At 69.1% G+C, this 16334-nt stretch carries 14 protein-coding genes; 9 read left to right on the top strand and 5 right to left on the bottom strand.

Annotated features, from left to right (window positions below; translation table 11 throughout):
* Nucleotide 1 precedes the first annotated feature (1 nt).
* The 7 genes from VFY73_RS28295 (at nucleotide 2) to VFY73_RS28265 (ending at nucleotide 7104) form a co-directional block, all read left to right on the top strand.
* Nucleotides 2-493, top strand: coding sequence for a hypothetical protein (locus tag VFY73_RS28295; protein ID WP_329724932.1), 492 nt, complete (start codon nucleotides 2-4; stop codon nucleotides 491-493).
* A gap of 13 nt (nucleotides 494-506) precedes the next feature.
* A complete protein-coding gene (gene sctT, locus VFY73_RS28290; RefSeq protein WP_329724931.1) occupies nucleotides 507-1337 on the top strand; it encodes a type III secretion system export apparatus subunit SctT in 831 nt (276 codons plus the stop codon).
* A gap of 18 nt (nucleotides 1338-1355) precedes the next feature.
* Entirely contained in the window at nucleotides 1356-2402 is a 1047-nt protein-coding gene (locus VFY73_RS28285) for an EscU/YscU/HrcU family type III secretion system export apparatus switch protein (protein ID WP_329724930.1), read from the top strand.
* A 234-nt stretch (nucleotides 2403-2636) separates the two neighbouring features.
* A complete protein-coding gene (locus tag VFY73_RS28280) occupies nucleotides 2637-3509 on the top strand; it encodes a helix-turn-helix transcriptional regulator (protein ID WP_329724929.1) in 873 nt (290 codons plus the stop codon).
* Between the two features lie 64 nt (nucleotides 3510-3573).
* Complete coding sequence (locus VFY73_RS28275) at nucleotides 3574-4050, top strand: (2Fe-2S)-binding protein (RefSeq protein ID WP_329724928.1); 477 nt, start codon at nucleotides 3574-3576, stop codon at nucleotides 4048-4050.
* A 70-nt stretch (nucleotides 4051-4120) separates the two neighbouring features.
* Nucleotides 4121-6427, top strand: a complete 2307-nt coding sequence (locus VFY73_RS28270) for a xanthine dehydrogenase family protein molybdopterin-binding subunit (protein ID WP_329724927.1) — start codon at nucleotides 4121-4123, stop codon at nucleotides 6425-6427.
* A 44-nt stretch (nucleotides 6428-6471) separates the two neighbouring features.
* A complete protein-coding gene (locus VFY73_RS28265) occupies nucleotides 6472-7104 on the top strand; it encodes a glutathione S-transferase family protein (protein WP_329724926.1) in 633 nt (210 codons plus the stop codon).
* A 33-nt stretch (nucleotides 7105-7137) separates the two neighbouring features.
* Here VFY73_RS28265 and VFY73_RS28260 read toward each other — a convergent pair whose 3' ends face one another.
* The 5 genes from VFY73_RS28260 to VFY73_RS28240 form a co-directional block, all read right to left on the bottom strand.
* Complete coding sequence (locus VFY73_RS28260) at nucleotides 7138-8217, bottom strand: DUF3466 family protein (RefSeq protein WP_329724925.1); 1080 nt, start codon at nucleotides 8215-8217, stop codon at nucleotides 7138-7140.
* A 289-nt stretch (nucleotides 8218-8506) separates the two neighbouring features.
* A complete protein-coding gene (gene gap / locus VFY73_RS28255) occupies nucleotides 8507-9508 on the bottom strand; it encodes a type I glyceraldehyde-3-phosphate dehydrogenase (RefSeq protein WP_329724924.1) in 1002 nt (333 codons plus the stop codon).
* Nucleotides 9509-9598: 90 nt separating this feature from the next.
* The gene (tkt, locus tag VFY73_RS28250) at nucleotides 9599-11659 is read right to left on the bottom strand and encodes a transketolase (protein ID WP_329724923.1); all 2061 of its coding nucleotides are present in this window, start codon (nucleotides 11657-11659) and stop codon (nucleotides 9599-9601) included.
* A 447-nt stretch (nucleotides 11660-12106) separates the two neighbouring features.
* Nucleotides 12107-13165 carry a matrixin family metalloprotease gene (locus tag VFY73_RS28245; RefSeq protein ID WP_329724922.1) on the bottom strand — a complete coding sequence of 353 codons (1059 nt, stop codon included), beginning with the start codon at nucleotides 13163-13165 and terminating at the stop codon, nucleotides 12107-12109.
* A 50-nt stretch (nucleotides 13166-13215) separates the two neighbouring features.
* Nucleotides 13216-14076 (bottom strand): hypothetical protein, encoded by an 861-nt coding sequence (locus tag VFY73_RS28240; RefSeq protein WP_329724921.1) that lies wholly within the window; start codon nucleotides 14074-14076, stop codon nucleotides 13216-13218.
* A gap of 197 nt (nucleotides 14077-14273) precedes the next feature.
* Here VFY73_RS28240 and speD point away from each other — a divergent pair, with 197 nt between their 5' ends.
* Together speD and VFY73_RS28230 are read left to right on the top strand one after the other, a co-directional pair.
* Entirely contained in the window at nucleotides 14274-14684 is a 411-nt protein-coding gene (speD, locus tag VFY73_RS28235) for an adenosylmethionine decarboxylase (RefSeq protein WP_329724920.1), read from the top strand.
* 110 nt (nucleotides 14685-14794) lie between these two features.
* A complete protein-coding gene (locus tag VFY73_RS28230; RefSeq protein WP_329724919.1) occupies nucleotides 14795-16315 on the top strand; it encodes a hypothetical protein in 1521 nt (506 codons plus the stop codon).
* The last annotated feature ends 19 nt before the right edge of the window (nucleotides 16316-16334 follow it).

Here is a 16334-nt window from a genome sequence, read left to right as displayed (position 1 = left end):
GATGGCCGAACTCGACGACAAGCGCTGGCAGCAGATCCGCCAGATCCGCGAGCGGCGCCAGCGCCTGGCGGTGGCCCGAGCAACCCAGGCCGCGGCCGACTGGCGCACGCGGCAAGGCGAAGCGCAGCGCCAGGACGCCGAGGTGCGGCAGCAGGCCGATGCCCGGTTGCGCCACAGCGCGGCGCAGCGCCAGACCCGCGGCGCGACCCTGTCGGCCGCGGACTGGCGCGATGGCCACGCCTGGTCGGGCGAATTGCAGCGCCGCATCGACGACGGCCGCCGCCTCGCGCTGCTGGCCCACGCCGAGGCGATGCAGGCGCAGATGTTTGCGCGCGGCGCGCAGGCCGGTGCCCGCCGCGCCGCGCAGGACCACGACCGCGCGCAGCAGATGATCGAGCGCGCCCAGGCCCGCGCCGCCGCCGCCGCGCAGCAGGCCGAAGAGCAGCAGCTCGAAGACCTGGCTCCGCTGCGCTGGTGGCGCAGCGGCCGCTGAACGGGTGACGCCGATGGATCCGCAGAGCCTGGCGCCCGATGCCGGCGGCATGATGGCCTGGTTGAGCCCCGTGCTGTCGCAATGGCACCGCGACGCGCTGGCGATGGTGCTGTTGCTGCCGCGCCCGTTCGTGCTGTTCATGGTCGTGCCGTTCCTGTCACGCACGATGGTCCCCGGCTCGGTGCGGCGCGGCCTGGTGTTCCTGCTCGGCATGCTGATGCTGCCGTTGGCCGGCTCGGCCGAAGGGGTGACGCCGGTGCAGGCCATGGTCATCGCCGCCAAGGAGGGCTTGATCGGCCTGCTGCTGGGCCTGGGCCTGGGGGTGTTCATCTGGGCAGTGCACAGCGTCGGCGACCTGGTCGACTTCCACACCGGCGCCGCCAACGCGCAGTTCTTCGACCCGGCGTTCGGCCACGAGGGCGGGCCGACCGGCCAGTTCCTCGGCTGGGTGATGGCGGTGCTGTTCGTCAGTGCCGGCGGGCTGACCGGCGTCGTCGCGCTGCTCGCCGAGTCCTATCGCATCTGGCCGCTCGCCGCGCCGTTGCCTGATCTGCCGCGCCTGCTCGAGGCCTTCGCGATCCATCAGGCCGATTCGTTGTTCAACTGGATCGTCAAGCTTGGCGCGCCGGTGCTGATGGTGCTGATGCTGGTCGACTATGGCCTCGGGCTGCTCGGCCGCTTCGTGCCGCAGTTCAACGTCTTCGTCATCGCACAGCCGCTGAAGAGCCTGGTCGCGATCTTCATGCTGCTGATCTGCCTGAGCCTGCTGCACGAGACCTTGCTCGAATTCGTGCGGCCCGGCACCAACGTGCTCAGTGTCTGGCGCAGCCTGGCCGAGCGCTGAAGGAGCACCGGCGCTGCGATGAGCGACAAGAAGTTCAAGCCGACGCCGCGCCGCCTGCGCGAGGCGCGCCGCAAGGGCGATGTGCCGCGCAGCGCCGAGCTGACCAGCGCCGCGGCCTTCGTCGGCGCGATGCTCGGCGTGGTCTGGTCGGCCAACGCGCTGGTGCCGGCGGTGCGCAGCCTGTGGTTCCGGGCGGTCGACCCGGTGGCCTGGGCGCAGGGGCCGGAGTTCCTCGGCCCTTTCGTCACGCAGGCCATCCTGACGCTGGCGCAGATCGCGCTGCCGGCGCTGCTGCTGGCGGCGGTGGGGGCGGCGGTGGGATCGTTCCTGCAGGTCGGGCCGCTGCTGGCCTGGCAGCGCATCCAGCCGGACCTGAACCGGCTCAACCCGGTGAACGGGCTGCAGCAGATCTTCGCCTGGCGCAATGCCTTCGGCCTGGCGATGCTGGTGCTGAAGGCGTTGCTGCTCGGCGGCGTGATCTGGGCCAGCGTGCGCTGGTCGCTCGACAGCGCGGTGCGGCTGGGCAACGCGCCGCCGCTGAAGGTGCTCGACGTGGCCGGGCCGCTGCTGTCGCGCGTCAGTGCCTGGGCGGCGGTGATCTTCGCGCTGGTCGCGGCGGCCGACCTCGCATTCCAGCGTTTCGACCACCTGCGCCAGCAGCGCATGTCGCTGGAAGAGGTCAAGCGCGAGCACCGTGACGACGAGGGCGACCCGCATGTGCGCAACCAGCGCCGCAGCCTGCGCCACGAGGCGCTGTTCAGCGCGCTGCCGGACCGCATGAAGTTCGCGCACGTCGTGATCCACACGCCGGGGGTCGCGATCGCGCTGATGCGGCTGGGCAAGGGGCAAGGGGCCTATGTGGCGGCCAAGGGCCGGGGCGAGATCGCGGCGCAGATCCGGGCGCTGGCCGAAGCGCAGACGCTGCCGCAAGTGCAGCTCAACGAGCTGACCGAGCAGATCGACCGCACCGTGCCGCTGGACCAGACCGTGCCCGACCCGCTGGCCGGCTCGCTGGCGCGGGCGCTGGGCTGGGAGGGGTCGCCTGGGGTTGTTACCAAGCCCTGACCGCTCGTAATCGTTTCCATCCTGGCGTCGTGTGGCGCTTGCGGAGCCGGTCTCGCCTGTATCGGCGGTTGCCAATTGCAACGGCGTGAGCCGTCGCGGCCGCGGCTTGCGCTTTGGTCAAGGGAGCGCCCCCAGGAAACGTCTTCGACGTTTCCGCCCCCCAAGGGGGTTGAGTCAACTCGGGAGCGGCCCTTCATTGACTCATGAGCGACGTGCTCGACGAGGAGAGACAGCGTGCTGGAACTGAACTCCCGGGACTTTCATGGGCTGAGCGCGAACGGCGCGTTCGACCCTGACTTCGAACCCTTGCTGGTGACCGGCCCGTCGAAGGCGATCGAGGCCGGGCCGGCCCCCTGGTGCATGCGTCCGCGCCTGCTCGAGGCCCTGATGGCCGCCGGCAGCGAGCGCCGCCGCCGCGAGTTGGTGCAGGCCGAGCTGCAAACGCTCGGCTTCGACGAGATCGGCTTTGGCAGCCTGGACATCAGTCGCGGCACCCCGGTCGTGCGCTCGTTCTGCGGCCAGTACGCCGACACGGCCTGGATCGAGCGTTACTTCTCGCGTCGCTACCAGGACGTCGACCCGCGCCTGCGTGCGATCGAGCGCAGCAGCCTGCCTTGCGTGTGGACGCTCAACGAGCTGGTGCGTCAGCCGGTGGCGGCGGCCCAGAAGGCCGACCTGTGTGCGCTGGTCGATGACCTGCACGAGCGCGGCGTGGTCGGCGGCCTGATGCTGGCGTTGCCGGCGTTGCCGGGCCAGGCCCGGCGCTTCGTCAGCCTGCTCAGCCGGGGTGCCTGCGTCGGCCGCCTGGACGACGCGGCGCTGGGCCGGGTGCTGATGCTGGCGCTGTGCCTGGAGGAGTTCCACGGCACGCTGCCCGGCCTGTCGGGCGCCGGCGACGAAGACAGCCCGACCGGCGAGCTCTCGCCGACGCAGGCGCAGATTCTCGACCTGCTGTCACGTGGCATGGGCGACAAACAGATCGCGGCGCGGATGGACATCTCGCGCCACAACGTTGACTACCACCTGCGGCGGTTGCGTAAACGCTTCGGTGCCCGAAACAGGGTGCAACTCATGCAAGCCGCGTTGCGCGTGCAGCCGCCGGCCTGATTTCGACCGATCGGATCTGCCACACTCCTTTTGCCGCCCGGCCGGGCGTTGGAGTGTGGGGTCGATGGAGTTGACGATCAATGGCCGGAAGACGGCGGTGGACGACGCCGTCATCGCGCCGGAGATGCCGCTGCTGTGGGTGCTGCGCGATGTGCTGGAACTGACCGGCACCAAGTTCGGCTGCGGCGTCGCGGCCTGTGGCGCCTGCACCGTGCAGGTCGATGGACAGGCCACCCGATCTTGCGTGACGCCGGTCGCGGCCGTGGTCGGCAAGCAGATCAGGACGATCGAAGGCCTGGGCCAGCCCGATGCGCCGCATGCGCTGCAGCAGGCCTGGGCGCAGCACGACGTGCCGCAGTGCGGCTACTGCCAGAGCGGCATGTTGATGGCCGCCGCCGCACTGCTGCTGAAGAGCCCGAACCCGAGCGACGCCGAGATCGACGCGGCGATCACCAACCTGTGTCGCTGCGGCACCTACCCGCGCGTGCGCGCTGCGATCCACACCGCGGCGGCGCTGCTGCAGTCGGGCAAGAAGGCATGAGCCTTGCACGGTTGCTCCGAGGGGGCTGCTTCGCTCCTGGAGGGTCGGGCCCAAGGCCTGGGACGCAGACATGAGAACCACGCGTCGCGTGCTGCTGCTGTCCGGCGTGGGCAGCGCCGGTGCCTTGCTGCTGGGCTGGGCCGGCCTGCCGCCGCGTGGCCGCCTGGGCCGCGCGGAACTGCTGGCCGAGGCGCCCGGCGAGGTCGCGTTGAACGGCTGGATCAAGGTGCTGCGCGACGGCAGCGTGCAGTTCGCGACGCCGTTCGTCGAGATGGGCCAGGGCGTGCACACCGCGCTGGCGCTGCTGGTGGCCGAAGAGATGGACGTCGCGCCAGAGCGCGTGACACCGGTGCAGGCACCGCACGACGCGATCTACGGCAACGTCGCCATGTTCGTCGGCAGCCTGCCGCTGCACCCCGCCAGCACCGAACCCGGCCACGAGACGACCGGTGCGCGCCTGGGCCAGTGGATGGTGAAGAAGCTTGCGCGTGAGTTCGGCATTGTGGTGACCGGCGGCTCATCGACCCTCGCCGACGCATGGGAGCCACTGCGCCTGGCCGCCGCCACCGCACGCGCGCAGCTGCTGGGCGCCGCCTCGTTGCGCTGGAAGCTGCCGGTGGCCGAGTTCAGCGTCGACAACGGCGTGGTGATCCACATCGCCGGCCACGACAGGGCGCCCTATGGCGACCTGGCCGCGGCCGCGGCGAACACGCGGCCCGGCGACGTGCGCTTCAAGCCGCGCGCCCAATGGAAGCGCATCGGCCGCCCGCAGCCGCGGCTGGACGCGGTGGCCAAGAGCAACGGCCAGGCGCGCTACGGCCTGGACATCCGCCTGCCGGGGATGCTCTATGCGGTGCTGCGCCACGCCCCGGCGATCGGGGGCGCGCCCGGCCGCATCGACGCGTCGGCGGCGATGCAGAAGCCCGGTGTCGAGCGTGTCGTGCGGCTGCGGCCGTTGGCCGGTTCGACCGATGCGGTGGCGGTGGTCGCGCGCAGCACCTGGCATGCGCGCCAGGGCCTGGCGGCGCTGGAGGTCGAGTGGCGGCCACCGGCCGGCGGCGTGCTCGATTCGGCGGCGATCCTCGACCGCCTCGAGATCCAGGCGCGCGCCGCGGCCGACAACGACGACGGCTTCGGCTTCCATTCGCGCGGTGATGGCGCCAAGGCGCTGGCGCAGGCCGCGCGTAGGCACGAAGCTGTCTACCGTGCGCCCTACCTGGCCCACGCGACGATGGAGCCGATGAACTGCACGGCGCAGGTCCATGCCGATGGCTCGGTCGAGGTCTGGGCGCCGACGCAGGTGCCCGGCCCGGCGCGTGACGCGGCCGCGCGCATCGCCAGCGTCGAGCCCGAGCGCGTGACGCTGCATGTGCCCTACCTCGGCGGTGGCTTCGGCCGCCGGCTCGAGGTCGACGTTGTCGCGCAGGCGGTGCGGGTCGCGCTGGAGACCAATAACCGGCCCGTGCAGCTGGTGTGGCCACGCGAAGAGGACTTCACGCACGACTTCTATCGTCCGGCCGGCGCGGCGCTGCTGCGGGGTGGGCTGGACGCGAACGGCCGGTTGCAGACGTTGACGATCCACAGCGCCGGCGACGCGATCGGCCCACGCTGGATCGAGCGCACCTTGCCCGTGTTGGCCGGGCCAGTGGACATGCCGGACAAGACGACCGCCGAGGGCTTGTTCGACCTGCCCTACGAGGCGCCGAACCAGCGCATGGCCCATGTGGCGACGCACAGCGGCGTGCCGATCGGCTTCTGGCGCTCGGTCGGCCATTCGCACAACGCGTTCTTCAGCGAAAGCTTCATCGACGAACTGGCCCATGAGGCCAAGGCCGACACGCTGGCGTTTCGCCTCGGTCTGCTGAGCGGCATGCCGCGCCACGCCGCGGTGCTGAGACTGGCCGCCGACAAGGCCGGCTGGGGCCGCCCGATGCCGGCCGGCAGGGCCCGCGGATTGGCCCTGCACGAGAGCTTCGGCAGCATCGTCGCGATGGTGCTCGACGTCTCGGTCGAGGCTGTCGATGGCAAGAGGAAGCCGCGGGTGCACCGTGTCGTCTGCGCGGTCGACTGCGGCACCGTCGTCAACCCCGACGGCATTGCGCAGCAGGTCGAGGGCAGCGTGGTCTTCGGCCTGACCGCGGCGTTGCACGGTCGCATCGACATCGTGCGCAGCGAGGTCCAGGCGCGCAACTTCCCCGACCAGCCGCTGCTGGCGCTGCGGGATGCGCCGGTGGTCGAGACTCACCTGGTCAACAGCACCCGCGCGCCGACGGGCATGGGCGAGCCGGCCTTGCCGCCGGTGGCGCCGGCGCTGGCCAACGCGCTGTTTTCACTCACCGGCCAGCGGCTGCGCAGCCTGCCGCTGGTCCTGACTTGAGCAGTTTGTTGTCGTTCTCCCCCCTCACCCCACAGGAGGCCACCATGTACACACTCTATGGCTCACGCGGCAGCGGCTCGGCAATCGTCGAAGCCGCACTCGAACGATGCGGGCTCGAATTCCGCCAGGTCCGGGCGTCGGCCTGGGAAGAAGATTCAGCCATCGACGAGCTGCGCCGCGTCAACCCGCTGGCGCAGATCCCGACCCTGGTGTTGCCCGACGGCAGCGTGATGACGGAGAGCGCGGCGATCCTGATCCATCTCGGGTTGCAGCACCCGCCCAGCGCACTGCTGCCAGCCGACGAGAGCGCTCGCGCCCAGACGTTGCGCGGCCTGGTCTTCATCGCCGCCAACTGCTACAGCGCGATCACCGCCAGCGACTACCCCGAACGCTTCACGACCGAGGATGGCGACGAGGCCCGCGCTTCGGTGCGCGAAGCGGCGCGCCGCATGCTGCACCGCCATTGGGAAATATTTGCCGACCAGTTCCCGGCAACGCCGTTCCTCAGCGGCAACACGATGCCCGGCGCACTCGACCTGATGGCCGCCGTGGTCTCGAAATGGTCAGGCGCCCGCGCCCACCTGGCGAAGAACCGCCCCGAGTTCAGCGCGCTGCTCAAGCGCATCGAAAACCATTCGAGCGTGCAGCCGGTGCTGGCGCGGCATTTCGACGCCTGAGCCGCGCGCCCGCCGGGATGGCGGGTCGGCGCCTCAGCGGTGCTTGCTCAGCGGCACCAACCTGAACGTCGCGTCGTGCGGAAACACGAAGCTGCCGGCCAGGATCTCACCATTGCTGTTGATGGCGATGCCACTGGTCAGGCGATAGATGCGGCCGTTCGAACCGCGGCAGCCGTCGGCGTCGAGCAGCGTGTTCAGGTCGATCGGTGAGTCGCCGTAGTGCGGCCAGACGATTGCGGCGCCCAGCGCGCCGTCATCGCGGCTGCCCACGACCGTGCCGGCGTCGTTGATGTCCCGGGCCTCCGAGCTGTTGGCGCCGGCGAACGGCTTCAGGTCGAAGCTCACGCCGTCGATCCAGCCGATTGGGCGGTTGGGCTGCGAGAAGTCACCGATGGTGCTGTAACCCACCACCACGCCCGCGCTGTTGACCGCCAGGGCTTCGGATTGGTCCCCGTAGGCCGTGGCACCGAGGTCCACCATGCTGCCGCGGGTACCGTCTGTCCATTGCACCGCGCGCCGCAAGGCAGTGCGCGACTCGCTGCTGCCCACCACCATGCCCGAGGCATTGATGTCGCTGGCGTAGCTGCGGGTCTTGTGGATGCCGTGCCTGCTCTCCAGCGCGCCGAGGTCGATCGCGTGGCCGTTTTTCCACAGCGTCGCATGCAAGACGGACTGGGCATTGGTGCTGGAGCCGACGACATGGCCGCGGTCGTTGATCGCCACGGCCTCGCTGGCCGGCGTGGCTGCGTTGGGGAACGTCGGCAGTACTTGGCCGACCCCATCGATCCAGACGGCGGCCTGCGAAGGACCCTGGTCGCTGACGTAGCCCGCCAGATCGCCCTTGCGGTTGATGGCGTAGGCGACGTTGATGCCCTTCTCGAAGCCGACCACCTGGGGCACGGTTTCCAACTTGCGATGGCGCCAGACCGCGGGGTACCAGCCTTCGCGCTTGACGAAAACGGTGCCGGCCACGACGCCACGGTCGTTGATGTCGTAGGCGAAGCCGGCCGGGATGGCGAGGCGCTCGCAGTGGTAGGTGGCCGGTTCGGCGGCCCAGGTGCCGGCGGCTGCCGCAAGGGTGGTCAGCGCGAAGATGGATCGGACGACGTTCATCGTTGAAAACTCCCTGAATCGGCGTGTGGAGAAACGCTAACGTTTAAACATGACGCACCCACCGGAAACTGTACGAAAGAGTCAATATCCCCCTAATTGAAAGTTAGGCCAGCGCCCCATTCTTACCAAAACAGCAAATATCACACCCCAACGCCGCACCCCAGAAAGAAGAAGGGCCACCCTTTCGGGTGGCCCTTCTTCCTATCCAGTGGCGTGCGCGGAACCGGCTCCGCCGGTCCGCTGCGCGAGCCCCCTGGGGGGCAGGCCCCGGAAGGGACCGTGGGGGCTTTTATTTCGCAATAACCCGCGCCATCTCGAGCACCTTGTTCGAGTAGCCCCACTCGTTGTCGTACCAGGCCACGACCTTGACGAAGGTCTTGTCGAGCGCAATGCCGGCTTCGGCGTCGAATACCGAGGTGCAAGACTCGCCGCGGAAGTCGGTCGCGACGACCTTGTCTTCGGTGTAGGCCAGCACGCCCTTCATCGCGCCTTCCGACGCGGCCTTCATGGCCTTGCAGATGTCCTCGTAGCTGGCTTCCTTGTTCAGCTCGACGGTCAGGTCGACCACCGACACGTCGGAGGTCGGCACGCGGAAGGCCATGCCGGTCAGCTTCTTGTTCAGCTCGGGGATCACCACGCCGACGGCCTTGGCGGCGCCGGTCGACGACGGGATGATGTTCTCGAGGATGCCGCGGCCGCCGCGCCAGTCCTTGTTCGACGGGCCGTCGACGGTCTTCTGCGTCGCGGTGGCGGCGTGCACGGTGGTCATCAGGCCACGCTTGATGCCGAAGGTGTCGTTCAGCACCTTGGCGACGGGGGCCAGGCAGTTGGTCGTGCACGAGGCGTTCGAGATGATCGCCTGGCCGGCGTAGCTCTTGTCGTTGACGCCGTAGACGAACATCGGCGTGTCGTCCTTCGACGGGGCCGACAGGATCACCTTCTTGGCGCCGGCGGCCAGGTGCTTCTCGGCGGTTTCCTTGGTCAGGAACAGGCCGGTCGATTCGACGACGATGTCGGCGCCGACTTCGTTCCACTTCAGTTCGGCCGGATCCTTGACGGCGGTCAGGCGAATCTTCTTGCCGTTGACGATCAGCGTGTTGCCGTCGACCGCGACTTCACCCTTGAAACGGCCGTGCACGCTGTCGTACTTCAGCATGTAGGCCAGGTAGTCCGGCTCCAGCAGGTCGTTGATGCCGACGATCTCGATGTCGTTGGCGAAGTTCTGCACTGCGGCACGGAACACCATGCGGCCGATGCGGCCGAATCCGTTGATACCGATCTTGATCGTCATGTCAGTCTTCCTAAAGTGGCGGTTTGTCGAAACGTGGAATGGTGATCCGAAACAACGAGGGGCGGACTTTGCAGTCTGCCCCTGGTCGAGTTACTTTGCGAGAACTTTGCGCACGGTCAAGGCCAGGTTCTCCGCCGTGAAGCCGAAGTGCTTGAACAGCACCCCGGCCGGGGCCGATTCGCCGAAGCGGTCAATGCCGACGACGGCGGCGCAGCCGTACTTCCACCAGAAGTCGGTCACGCCGGCCTCGATCGCGATGCGCGGCAGTTTGGCCGGCAGCACCTCGGTCTTGTAGTCGCTGTTCTGGCGGTCGAACACGGTGGTCGACGGCATCGAGACGACGCGCACCGCGACCTTGTGTTGCGCCAGCAGTTGCTGCGCATGCAGCGCCAGCTGCACTTCGGAGCCGGTGGCGATGATCACGGCCTGCGCAGCCTTCTTCAGGCCGACTTCGCTCGGCTCGGCCAGCACGTAGGCGCCGCGGGTGATCACGTCGGCGTCCTGCTTGGGTGCGTAGGGCAGGTTCTGGCGCGACAGCAGCAGTGCGCTCGGGCGGTGCTTGTTGGCCAGCGCCATCGTCCAGGCGACCGCCGTCTCGGTGGTGTCGGCCGGGCGCCAGACATCGAGGCCCGGGATCAGGCGCAGGCTGGCGGCGTGCTCGACCGACTGGTGGGTCGGGCCGTCTTCGCCCAGGCCGATCGAATCGTGCGTGAAGACGTGGATCACGCGGCGCTTCATCAGCGCGGCCATGCGGATCGCGTTGCGGCTGTAGTCGCTGAAGGTCAGGAAGGTGCCGCCGTAGGGGATGTAGCCGCCGTGCAGCGCGACGCCGTTCATGACCGCGGCCATGCCGAATTCACGCACGCCGTAGTTGATGTGGCGGCCGATCTGGCCGGCTTCGTTCTTGACGACGGCGCCAGTCTTGGTGTCGAAGCGCAGCGCCGGTGTCGACTTGGTGTTGGTCAGGTTCGAGCCGGTCAGGTCGGCCGAACCGCCCAGCAGCTCGGGCAGCGCGGCGGTGAAGTGCTCGAGCGCAATCTGGCTGGCCTTGCGGCTGGCAACGGTCTCGGCCTTGTCGTGGGCGCTGCCGACCGCTTCGACGGCGAGTTCGGCGAAGTTCTTCGGCAGGTCGCCGGCCATGCGGCGAGTGAACTCGGCGGCCGCTTCGGGGAAGGCGGTGGCGTAAGCCGCGAAACGGGTGTTCCAGTCGGCTTCTACCTTTGCGCCGGCGTCATGCGCGTCCCAGGCGTGCAGGATCTCGTCCGGCAGCGCGAACGGCTCGTGGGCCCAATCCAGCGCCTCGCGGGTCAGCTTGATCTCGTCGGCGCCCAGCGGTTCGCCGTGGGCCTTGGCGGTGCCGGCGCGGTTCGGTGAGCCCTTGCCGATCGCGGTCTTGCAGACGATCAGCGTCGGCTTGTCGCCCGCGGTGCGGGCCTTGGCGATCGCGTCGTCGATGGCGTTGACGTCGTGGCCGTCGATCGCGTCGATGACGTTCCAGCCGTAGGCCTTGAAGCGCTGCGGCGTGTTGTCGATGAACCAGGGCGTGACCTGGCCGTCGATCGAGATGCCGTTGTCGTCGTACAGCGCGATCAGCTTGTTCAGCTTCCAGGCGCCGGCCAGCGCGCAGGCCTCGTGGCTGATGCCTTCCATCAGGCAGCCATCGCCGAGGAAGACGTAGGTGTGGTGATCGACGATCGTGTGGCCGTCACGGTTGAATTCTGCTGCCAGCAGCTTCTCGGCCAGCGCCATGCCGACCGCGTTGGTGATGCCCTGGCCGAGCGGGCCGGTGGTCGTCTCGACGCCGGGCGTCACGTCGACCTCGGGATGGCCCGGGGTCATGCTGTGCAGCTGGCGGAAGGCCTTCAGCTGTTCGATCGGCAGCGCGTAGCCGGTCAGGTGCAACACTGCGTAGATCAGCATCGACGCATGGCCGTTGGACAACACGAAGCGGTCGCGGTCGGCCCAATGCGGGTTGCCGGGGTGGTGCTTGAAGTGGCGGCCCCACAGGGCTTGCGCCATCTCGGCCATGCCCATCGGGGCGCCGGGGTGGCCGGAGTTGGCCTGCTGCACGGCGTCCATCGCCAGCGCGCGGATGGCGTCGGCCATCTGCAGGGGTTCTTCTTTGCGGGGGAGCGTGGTGTCAGCGGCCATGGGCGGTCCAGGGCCCCGGTGCGGGGCCGGTCGGGGGGAAGCGGGGGAGAACCGGCGATTTTATGCGGGCCGGCGGATCGGCCGCCGAGACGGGGTTGACCTGACCCAAAAGAGGTGCGGGGCCAGGCTTCCGGCTTGGAAGCGGGCCCCGCGAGCCCACGACGGTGGGCTGGGTGAGTTCATGCGCGGAGAGCTTGAGTGACGAATGCCCGCCACAGACGCTCCGCAGGAGCCGCCGTCCTCAAGTGGCGTGCGTGGATCCGGCTTTGCCGGTCCACTGCGCGGTCTTGCAGACCGCGGCGGGCCGCTCGCTCGCACAGACAGTTCACTGGACTGTCTGTGTCTGCGCTCTCCCCGCCCCTTCGCCAGGCATCAAAGGTCCACTGGACCTTTGATGTCCGGGCTCAGCCCCCGCGGGGGGCAGGCCCCTGGCAGGGGGCCGTGGGGTCAATAGATCGTGATGGAGCGCGGCATCGGCTGGCCGTTGTTGCTTTCGTTGGCCTCGGCGATGCCCGAGTCCTTGTCGACCAGGAAGCCCAGGTAGTAGGTGCCCGGGGCCACGTCGGCCGGGATCGTCAGCGTGCGGGTGTAGGTGCCGAGCGCGCCGGCCGAGGCCCAGGCCCCGGTGTTGCTGCCCAGCAGCCGGTCGCCGGTGCTGATGATGCTGTTGGTCGACAGGTAGAAGCCGATGTTGAAGGTCGCGGTGGCCGTGCCCAGGTTGGCGAAGGTGTAGCCGATGTTGACCGACGAGCCACGCGCGGCCGAGGTCGGCGAGCTGACCAGGCCGGAGGTGCCGGTGCCGGTGCGCTTGAACGGCGAGCTGGCGACATCGGCCGCGGTCGTGCCGTCGGGGTACAGCGCACGCACGCCGGAGCGGTCGTCGGGCAGCGGATCGACCTCCTTGTTGTTGCCCAGCGGGCCGCCATTGGCGTAGTACGAGTTCATCGTCGCCTGCACGCCGTCCGAATGGCCGAGGCCCAGTGCGTGGCCCAACTCGTGCAGCGCCACCAGTTCGAAGTTGTAGGGCGAGCCGAGGCTGGCGTAGTTCAGCTTGCCGGTGTTCCAGCTCAGGTTGCTGTTGAAGGCGATGTCGGCTTCGTCGCGACCGTATTGGTAGCCGAACAGCCAGTAGCAGTGGTAGCGGCTGAAGGTCACCGCCAGCGCCGAGCCCACTTCGGAGCCGTGCATGTAGATCTCGTTGGTGCCGTTGTCCTTCGAGTGCGAACCGTCGGTGTCGCGGCCGACGTAGAAGTTGAAGCCGGCGCCCTTGACATTGTTCCAGTGCCACATGGCGTTCTGCAGATCGCTGTCCCACGTCGACCCGGCGGGGAAGGACGTGGTGCTGATGTACATGTTGGTCCAGTTGTTGTTCCACTTGATCTTGTTGCCTTCGCACTCCAGCCAGGTGGCGGCGTTGGCAGCCGAGGCCGTCATCGCCAGCAGGCCGAGCACGGCGGCGGCTTTGCGCAGGCCGCAGCGGGCGGGGGTCTTGTCAATCGTGTTCATGGATTCCTCTTGATCGGTCGGTGTTCGTCGGGGTGTCGGCGCCGCGCGCTTCAGCGCTGGTCGGCGGCCGACGGCACGGCGCGTTGCGCGGGCAGGCTGACGCCAGTGCCCTCGGGCATCGCGACGGGCTGCGCGGCGGGGCGGCTGTGGGCCGCGGCGGCGTCAGTGGCGCTGGCCGCTTCGGCCTGCTGGGTCTGCGGTGTCATGCTGCGCAGCGTCTTGCCGCGGTGGCCGGCGGCGCGCTGGCGCATCTCGGCCACAAAGCGATCGGCCGACATCGCGCGGGCCGGCAGCGCCTGCACGTCGACCAGCGTGCTGGCCGAGCCGTCGTCCGTCTGGCCGGCATGGGCTTCGGGCTTGGGCTGGCGGGCCAGCGTCATTTCGGGCGCACCGAGCAGCGCCACGTCCATGTGTTCGCCGTCGCGGCGCTGCAGGTGGCCATCGGCCAGGCCGACCAGGTCGTTGCCTTCGGCGTCCTGGACCTTGGTCTTGCCGCTCGCGGCATCGGGCACCAGGCGGAACATGCCCTGGCCCCAGCCGACCAGCGGCACCAGGTCCTGGCCATTGCCCTGCACGAAGAGCAGCACGCGCTCGTTCGGCGCGAAATTGGGCGCACCGTCGACATGCAGGCCGCGGCCATCGACCAGGCCGCCACGCAGGCGCAGCGTCAGCGTCGGTGCGTTGAGCTGCCCGCTCAGCACGTCCAGCTGGTCGAGCGTGACGTAGGTGTACACGTCGTGCGGCTTGCTGGCCGCGGCCTCGACCGAGCGCACCGTGCCGATCACGATGCCATCGGCTTCGTGGACCAGTGCGTCGACGTTCTTGTAGGGCAGCACGGTCGCGTGCCCGGGGGATGCCATGGCCGCCAGCAGTGCGGCGGTGGACATCGAGAGTGCCAGTTTCAGTCGCATGATTTCTCCCTTGAGATGAAGGCGCCGCAAGGTTTGGCGCCGGAACTGCGGTGCGAATCACCACCAGGCGAAGCGTAGGCAGGCGGTGCCTGCTGCGCCCTCCCGCTCCCGCGGGGGTTCGGGGCCCCGATCGCGGGAGACCGGTTAGGGATGGATCCCCCTTGGTCGTCGATCGGCGGCCGATAATCTGCGCCACGATGCAAGGCCTGCACCTCACCGCCGACCTCAGCGGCTGCGCCGCCGATGCGCCCGTGATGACCGAGCCGGGCGTGCTGCGCGCAGCGTGCCAGTCGGCCGTCGACCAGGTGGGCTTGCAGGCCGTCGGCGAGTTGTTCCACCGCTTCGCGCCGCGGCCGGGCACGACAGATGCGCCGGGGGTCACCGGCGTGGTGCTGCTGGCCGAGTCGCACCTGGCGGTGCACACCTGGCCCGAGCTCGGCGCCGTGACGCTGGACGTCTACGTCTGCAACCTCGGGACCGACCATTCGGCGCAGGCCGAGGCCTTGCTGGTGCGGCTGGTGGCGGTGTTCGCGCCGATGCAGGTCGAGCGTCACCGGCTGCAGCGCGGTGAGCTGCCGATGCCGGTGTTGGCCGGCTCGGGGCGCTGATGGGCCGATGCCTGTCACCACAGCCCGTTACCGTATTGCTGTGTATTGCCGGCCCCCTCTGCTAAGGTCCCGGCCGCATTCACTGGATGAAGTTCGAAGGAGGCTGCGGAATGAGCTGTCAGCGTGAGTTGGGTCGATCGATCATTTCATCGCCGCCGATGGCCCGGCGGCGCGGTGTCGCATGCTGGGCCGCGGCATGCGTGCTGGCGGCGGCGGGTGGCACGGTCTCGGCCGGGGAGGTGGCGATCGACTTCGACTTCTCGCGGGCGCACGACTTCATCGGCTTCGGTACCCAGGTCTGGCTCAAGGGCGACCGCGGTGGCGCGGACGCCGCCGGCCCCAAGCTCGGGCCGAAAGCGCGCGAGAAGCTGGCCGCCACCAACGCCGCGGCGGACAGTGACGAAGCCGGTACCCAGCTGCTGAAGGAGCTGAATGCCCGCTTCGTGCGCGTCTCGCTGATCCCCAAGGTCACCTTCGACCAGCTGCGGCCCGGCATGAGCGTGGACCAGCTGCTGGAGGTGCTGCAGCGCAACGACAACCCGGCCCAGCGCGACCGCCTGGCGGCGTTCAACCGCCGCATGAAGGAGCTCAACATCCAGCCGGTGCTGATCTTCTGGCGCATGCCCGAGCCCTGGGCCGAAAAGCGCATGCAGAAGGCCGGCTCGAAGGGCCAGGCCCATTTCGCGAAGAACGAGCACCTTCAGGACTATGCGAACTTCCTGACTGCACAGATGGTCTGGCTGCAGCGCCAGGGCGTGCAGGCGGTGGCCGTCGAGTTGACCAACGAGCCGCATGGCGCCTGGGATACCAAGTACGAGCGCGAGCAGTACGCCGCATTGGTGCTGAAGACCCGGGCGGCGATGGACGCGCGCGGCCTGCAGAGCTGGGCCATCGCCGGGCCGGGCACGGGCATCCGCAACTTCGACCACTACATCGGCGGCATCGTCAATGCCAACGCCACCAAGGCGCTGGGTTTCATCAGTGCCCACTCGTACGTGACGCCGCAGGTGCTGGCCGACCATGCCGCCCCCGGCATGGCCAGCTTCCTGGGACGCGGCAAGTTCGGCCCGATCATGGTCACCGAGTTCGGCGTCAAGAAGCACAACGATGACGATCCCGAGGCGGCCAGCGACCTCGACGTGGGCTCGACCGCCTACGCGGTGCAGGCTGCGGCGAGCGCGACACTGCTGCTGGGCCAGGGCGCGAGCGCGCTGATCTACTGGCAGCTGCAGGACTTCAGCTTCACCAAGAAGCAGCACGGCATGCTGGCCGAGAACGGCCAGCGCCGCCCGGCGGCGTTCGCGATGAAGGCCTTGTTCGGCAGCGTGCCGCCCGGCGCCAAGGTGGTGGGTGCCAGCAAGCCCAACGCGCAGCTGCCGGCGGCCGCGCTGCAGGCCAACGGCAAGACCTTTGTGATGATGGTCAACCCGACGTCGCAGGCGCAGGCCGTGACCGCGCGCCTGCAGGGCAGCAAGGCCTGCGGTGCCGTGGCCAAGATCGATGCCTACAACGCCGGCGGTGCCGACGCCAAGGCCGCGGTGCGTGACGCGAGCGCCCAGGGCGGCGCGCAGGGATGCACGCTGAAAGCCGAGCTGCAGCCGGGCACCGTGGCGACGGTGGTCTTGCAGTGAGCGACATGGGCAGCAGCCG

This window comes from Ideonella sp., from assembly GCF_036277275.1.
Classification (GTDB): Bacteria; Pseudomonadota; Gammaproteobacteria; order Burkholderiales; family Burkholderiaceae_C; genus Ideonella.
The sequence above is the reverse complement of the archived record's forward strand: the minus strand, read 5'-3'. Positions and strand labels throughout refer to the sequence as shown.

What these genes read in the sequence shown, in the direction of transcription:
- VFY73_RS28295 (WP_329724932.1), top strand. Translation starts at nt 2, where the DNA reads ATGGCCGAACTCGACGACAAGCGCTGGCAGCAGATCCGCCAGATCCGC.
- sctT (WP_329724931.1), top strand. Translation starts at nt 507, where the DNA reads ATGGATCCGCAGAGCCTGGCGCCCGATGCCGGCGGCATGATGGCCTGG.
- VFY73_RS28285 (WP_329724930.1), top strand. Translation starts at nt 1,356, where the DNA reads ATGAGCGACAAGAAGTTCAAGCCGACGCCGCGCCGCCTGCGCGAGGCG.
- VFY73_RS28275 (WP_329724928.1), top strand. Translation starts at nt 3,574, where the DNA reads ATGGAGTTGACGATCAATGGCCGGAAGACGGCGGTGGACGACGCCGTC.
- VFY73_RS28270 (WP_329724927.1), top strand. Translation starts at nt 4,121, where the DNA reads ATGAGAACCACGCGTCGCGTGCTGCTGCTGTCCGGCGTGGGCAGCGCC.
- VFY73_RS28265 (WP_329724926.1), top strand. Translation starts at nt 6,472, where the DNA reads ATGTACACACTCTATGGCTCACGCGGCAGCGGCTCGGCAATCGTCGAA.
- VFY73_RS28260 (WP_329724925.1), bottom strand. Translation starts at nt 8,217, where the DNA reads ATGAACGTCGTCCGATCCATCTTCGCGCTGACCACCCTTGCGGCAGCC.
- gap (WP_329724924.1), bottom strand. Translation starts at nt 9,508, where the DNA reads ATGACGATCAAGATCGGTATCAACGGATTCGGCCGCATCGGCCGCATG.
- tkt (WP_329724923.1), bottom strand. Translation starts at nt 11,659, where the DNA reads ATGGCCGCTGACACCACGCTCCCCCGCAAAGAAGAACCCCTGCAGATG.
- VFY73_RS28245 (WP_329724922.1), bottom strand. Translation starts at nt 13,165, where the DNA reads ATGAACACGATTGACAAGACCCCCGCCCGCTGCGGCCTGCGCAAAGCC.
- VFY73_RS28240 (WP_329724921.1), bottom strand. Translation starts at nt 14,076, where the DNA reads ATGCGACTGAAACTGGCACTCTCGATGTCCACCGCCGCACTGCTGGCG.
- speD (WP_329724920.1), top strand. Translation starts at nt 14,274, where the DNA reads ATGCAAGGCCTGCACCTCACCGCCGACCTCAGCGGCTGCGCCGCCGAT.
- VFY73_RS28230 (WP_329724919.1), top strand. Translation starts at nt 14,795, where the DNA reads ATGAGCTGTCAGCGTGAGTTGGGTCGATCGATCATTTCATCGCCGCCG.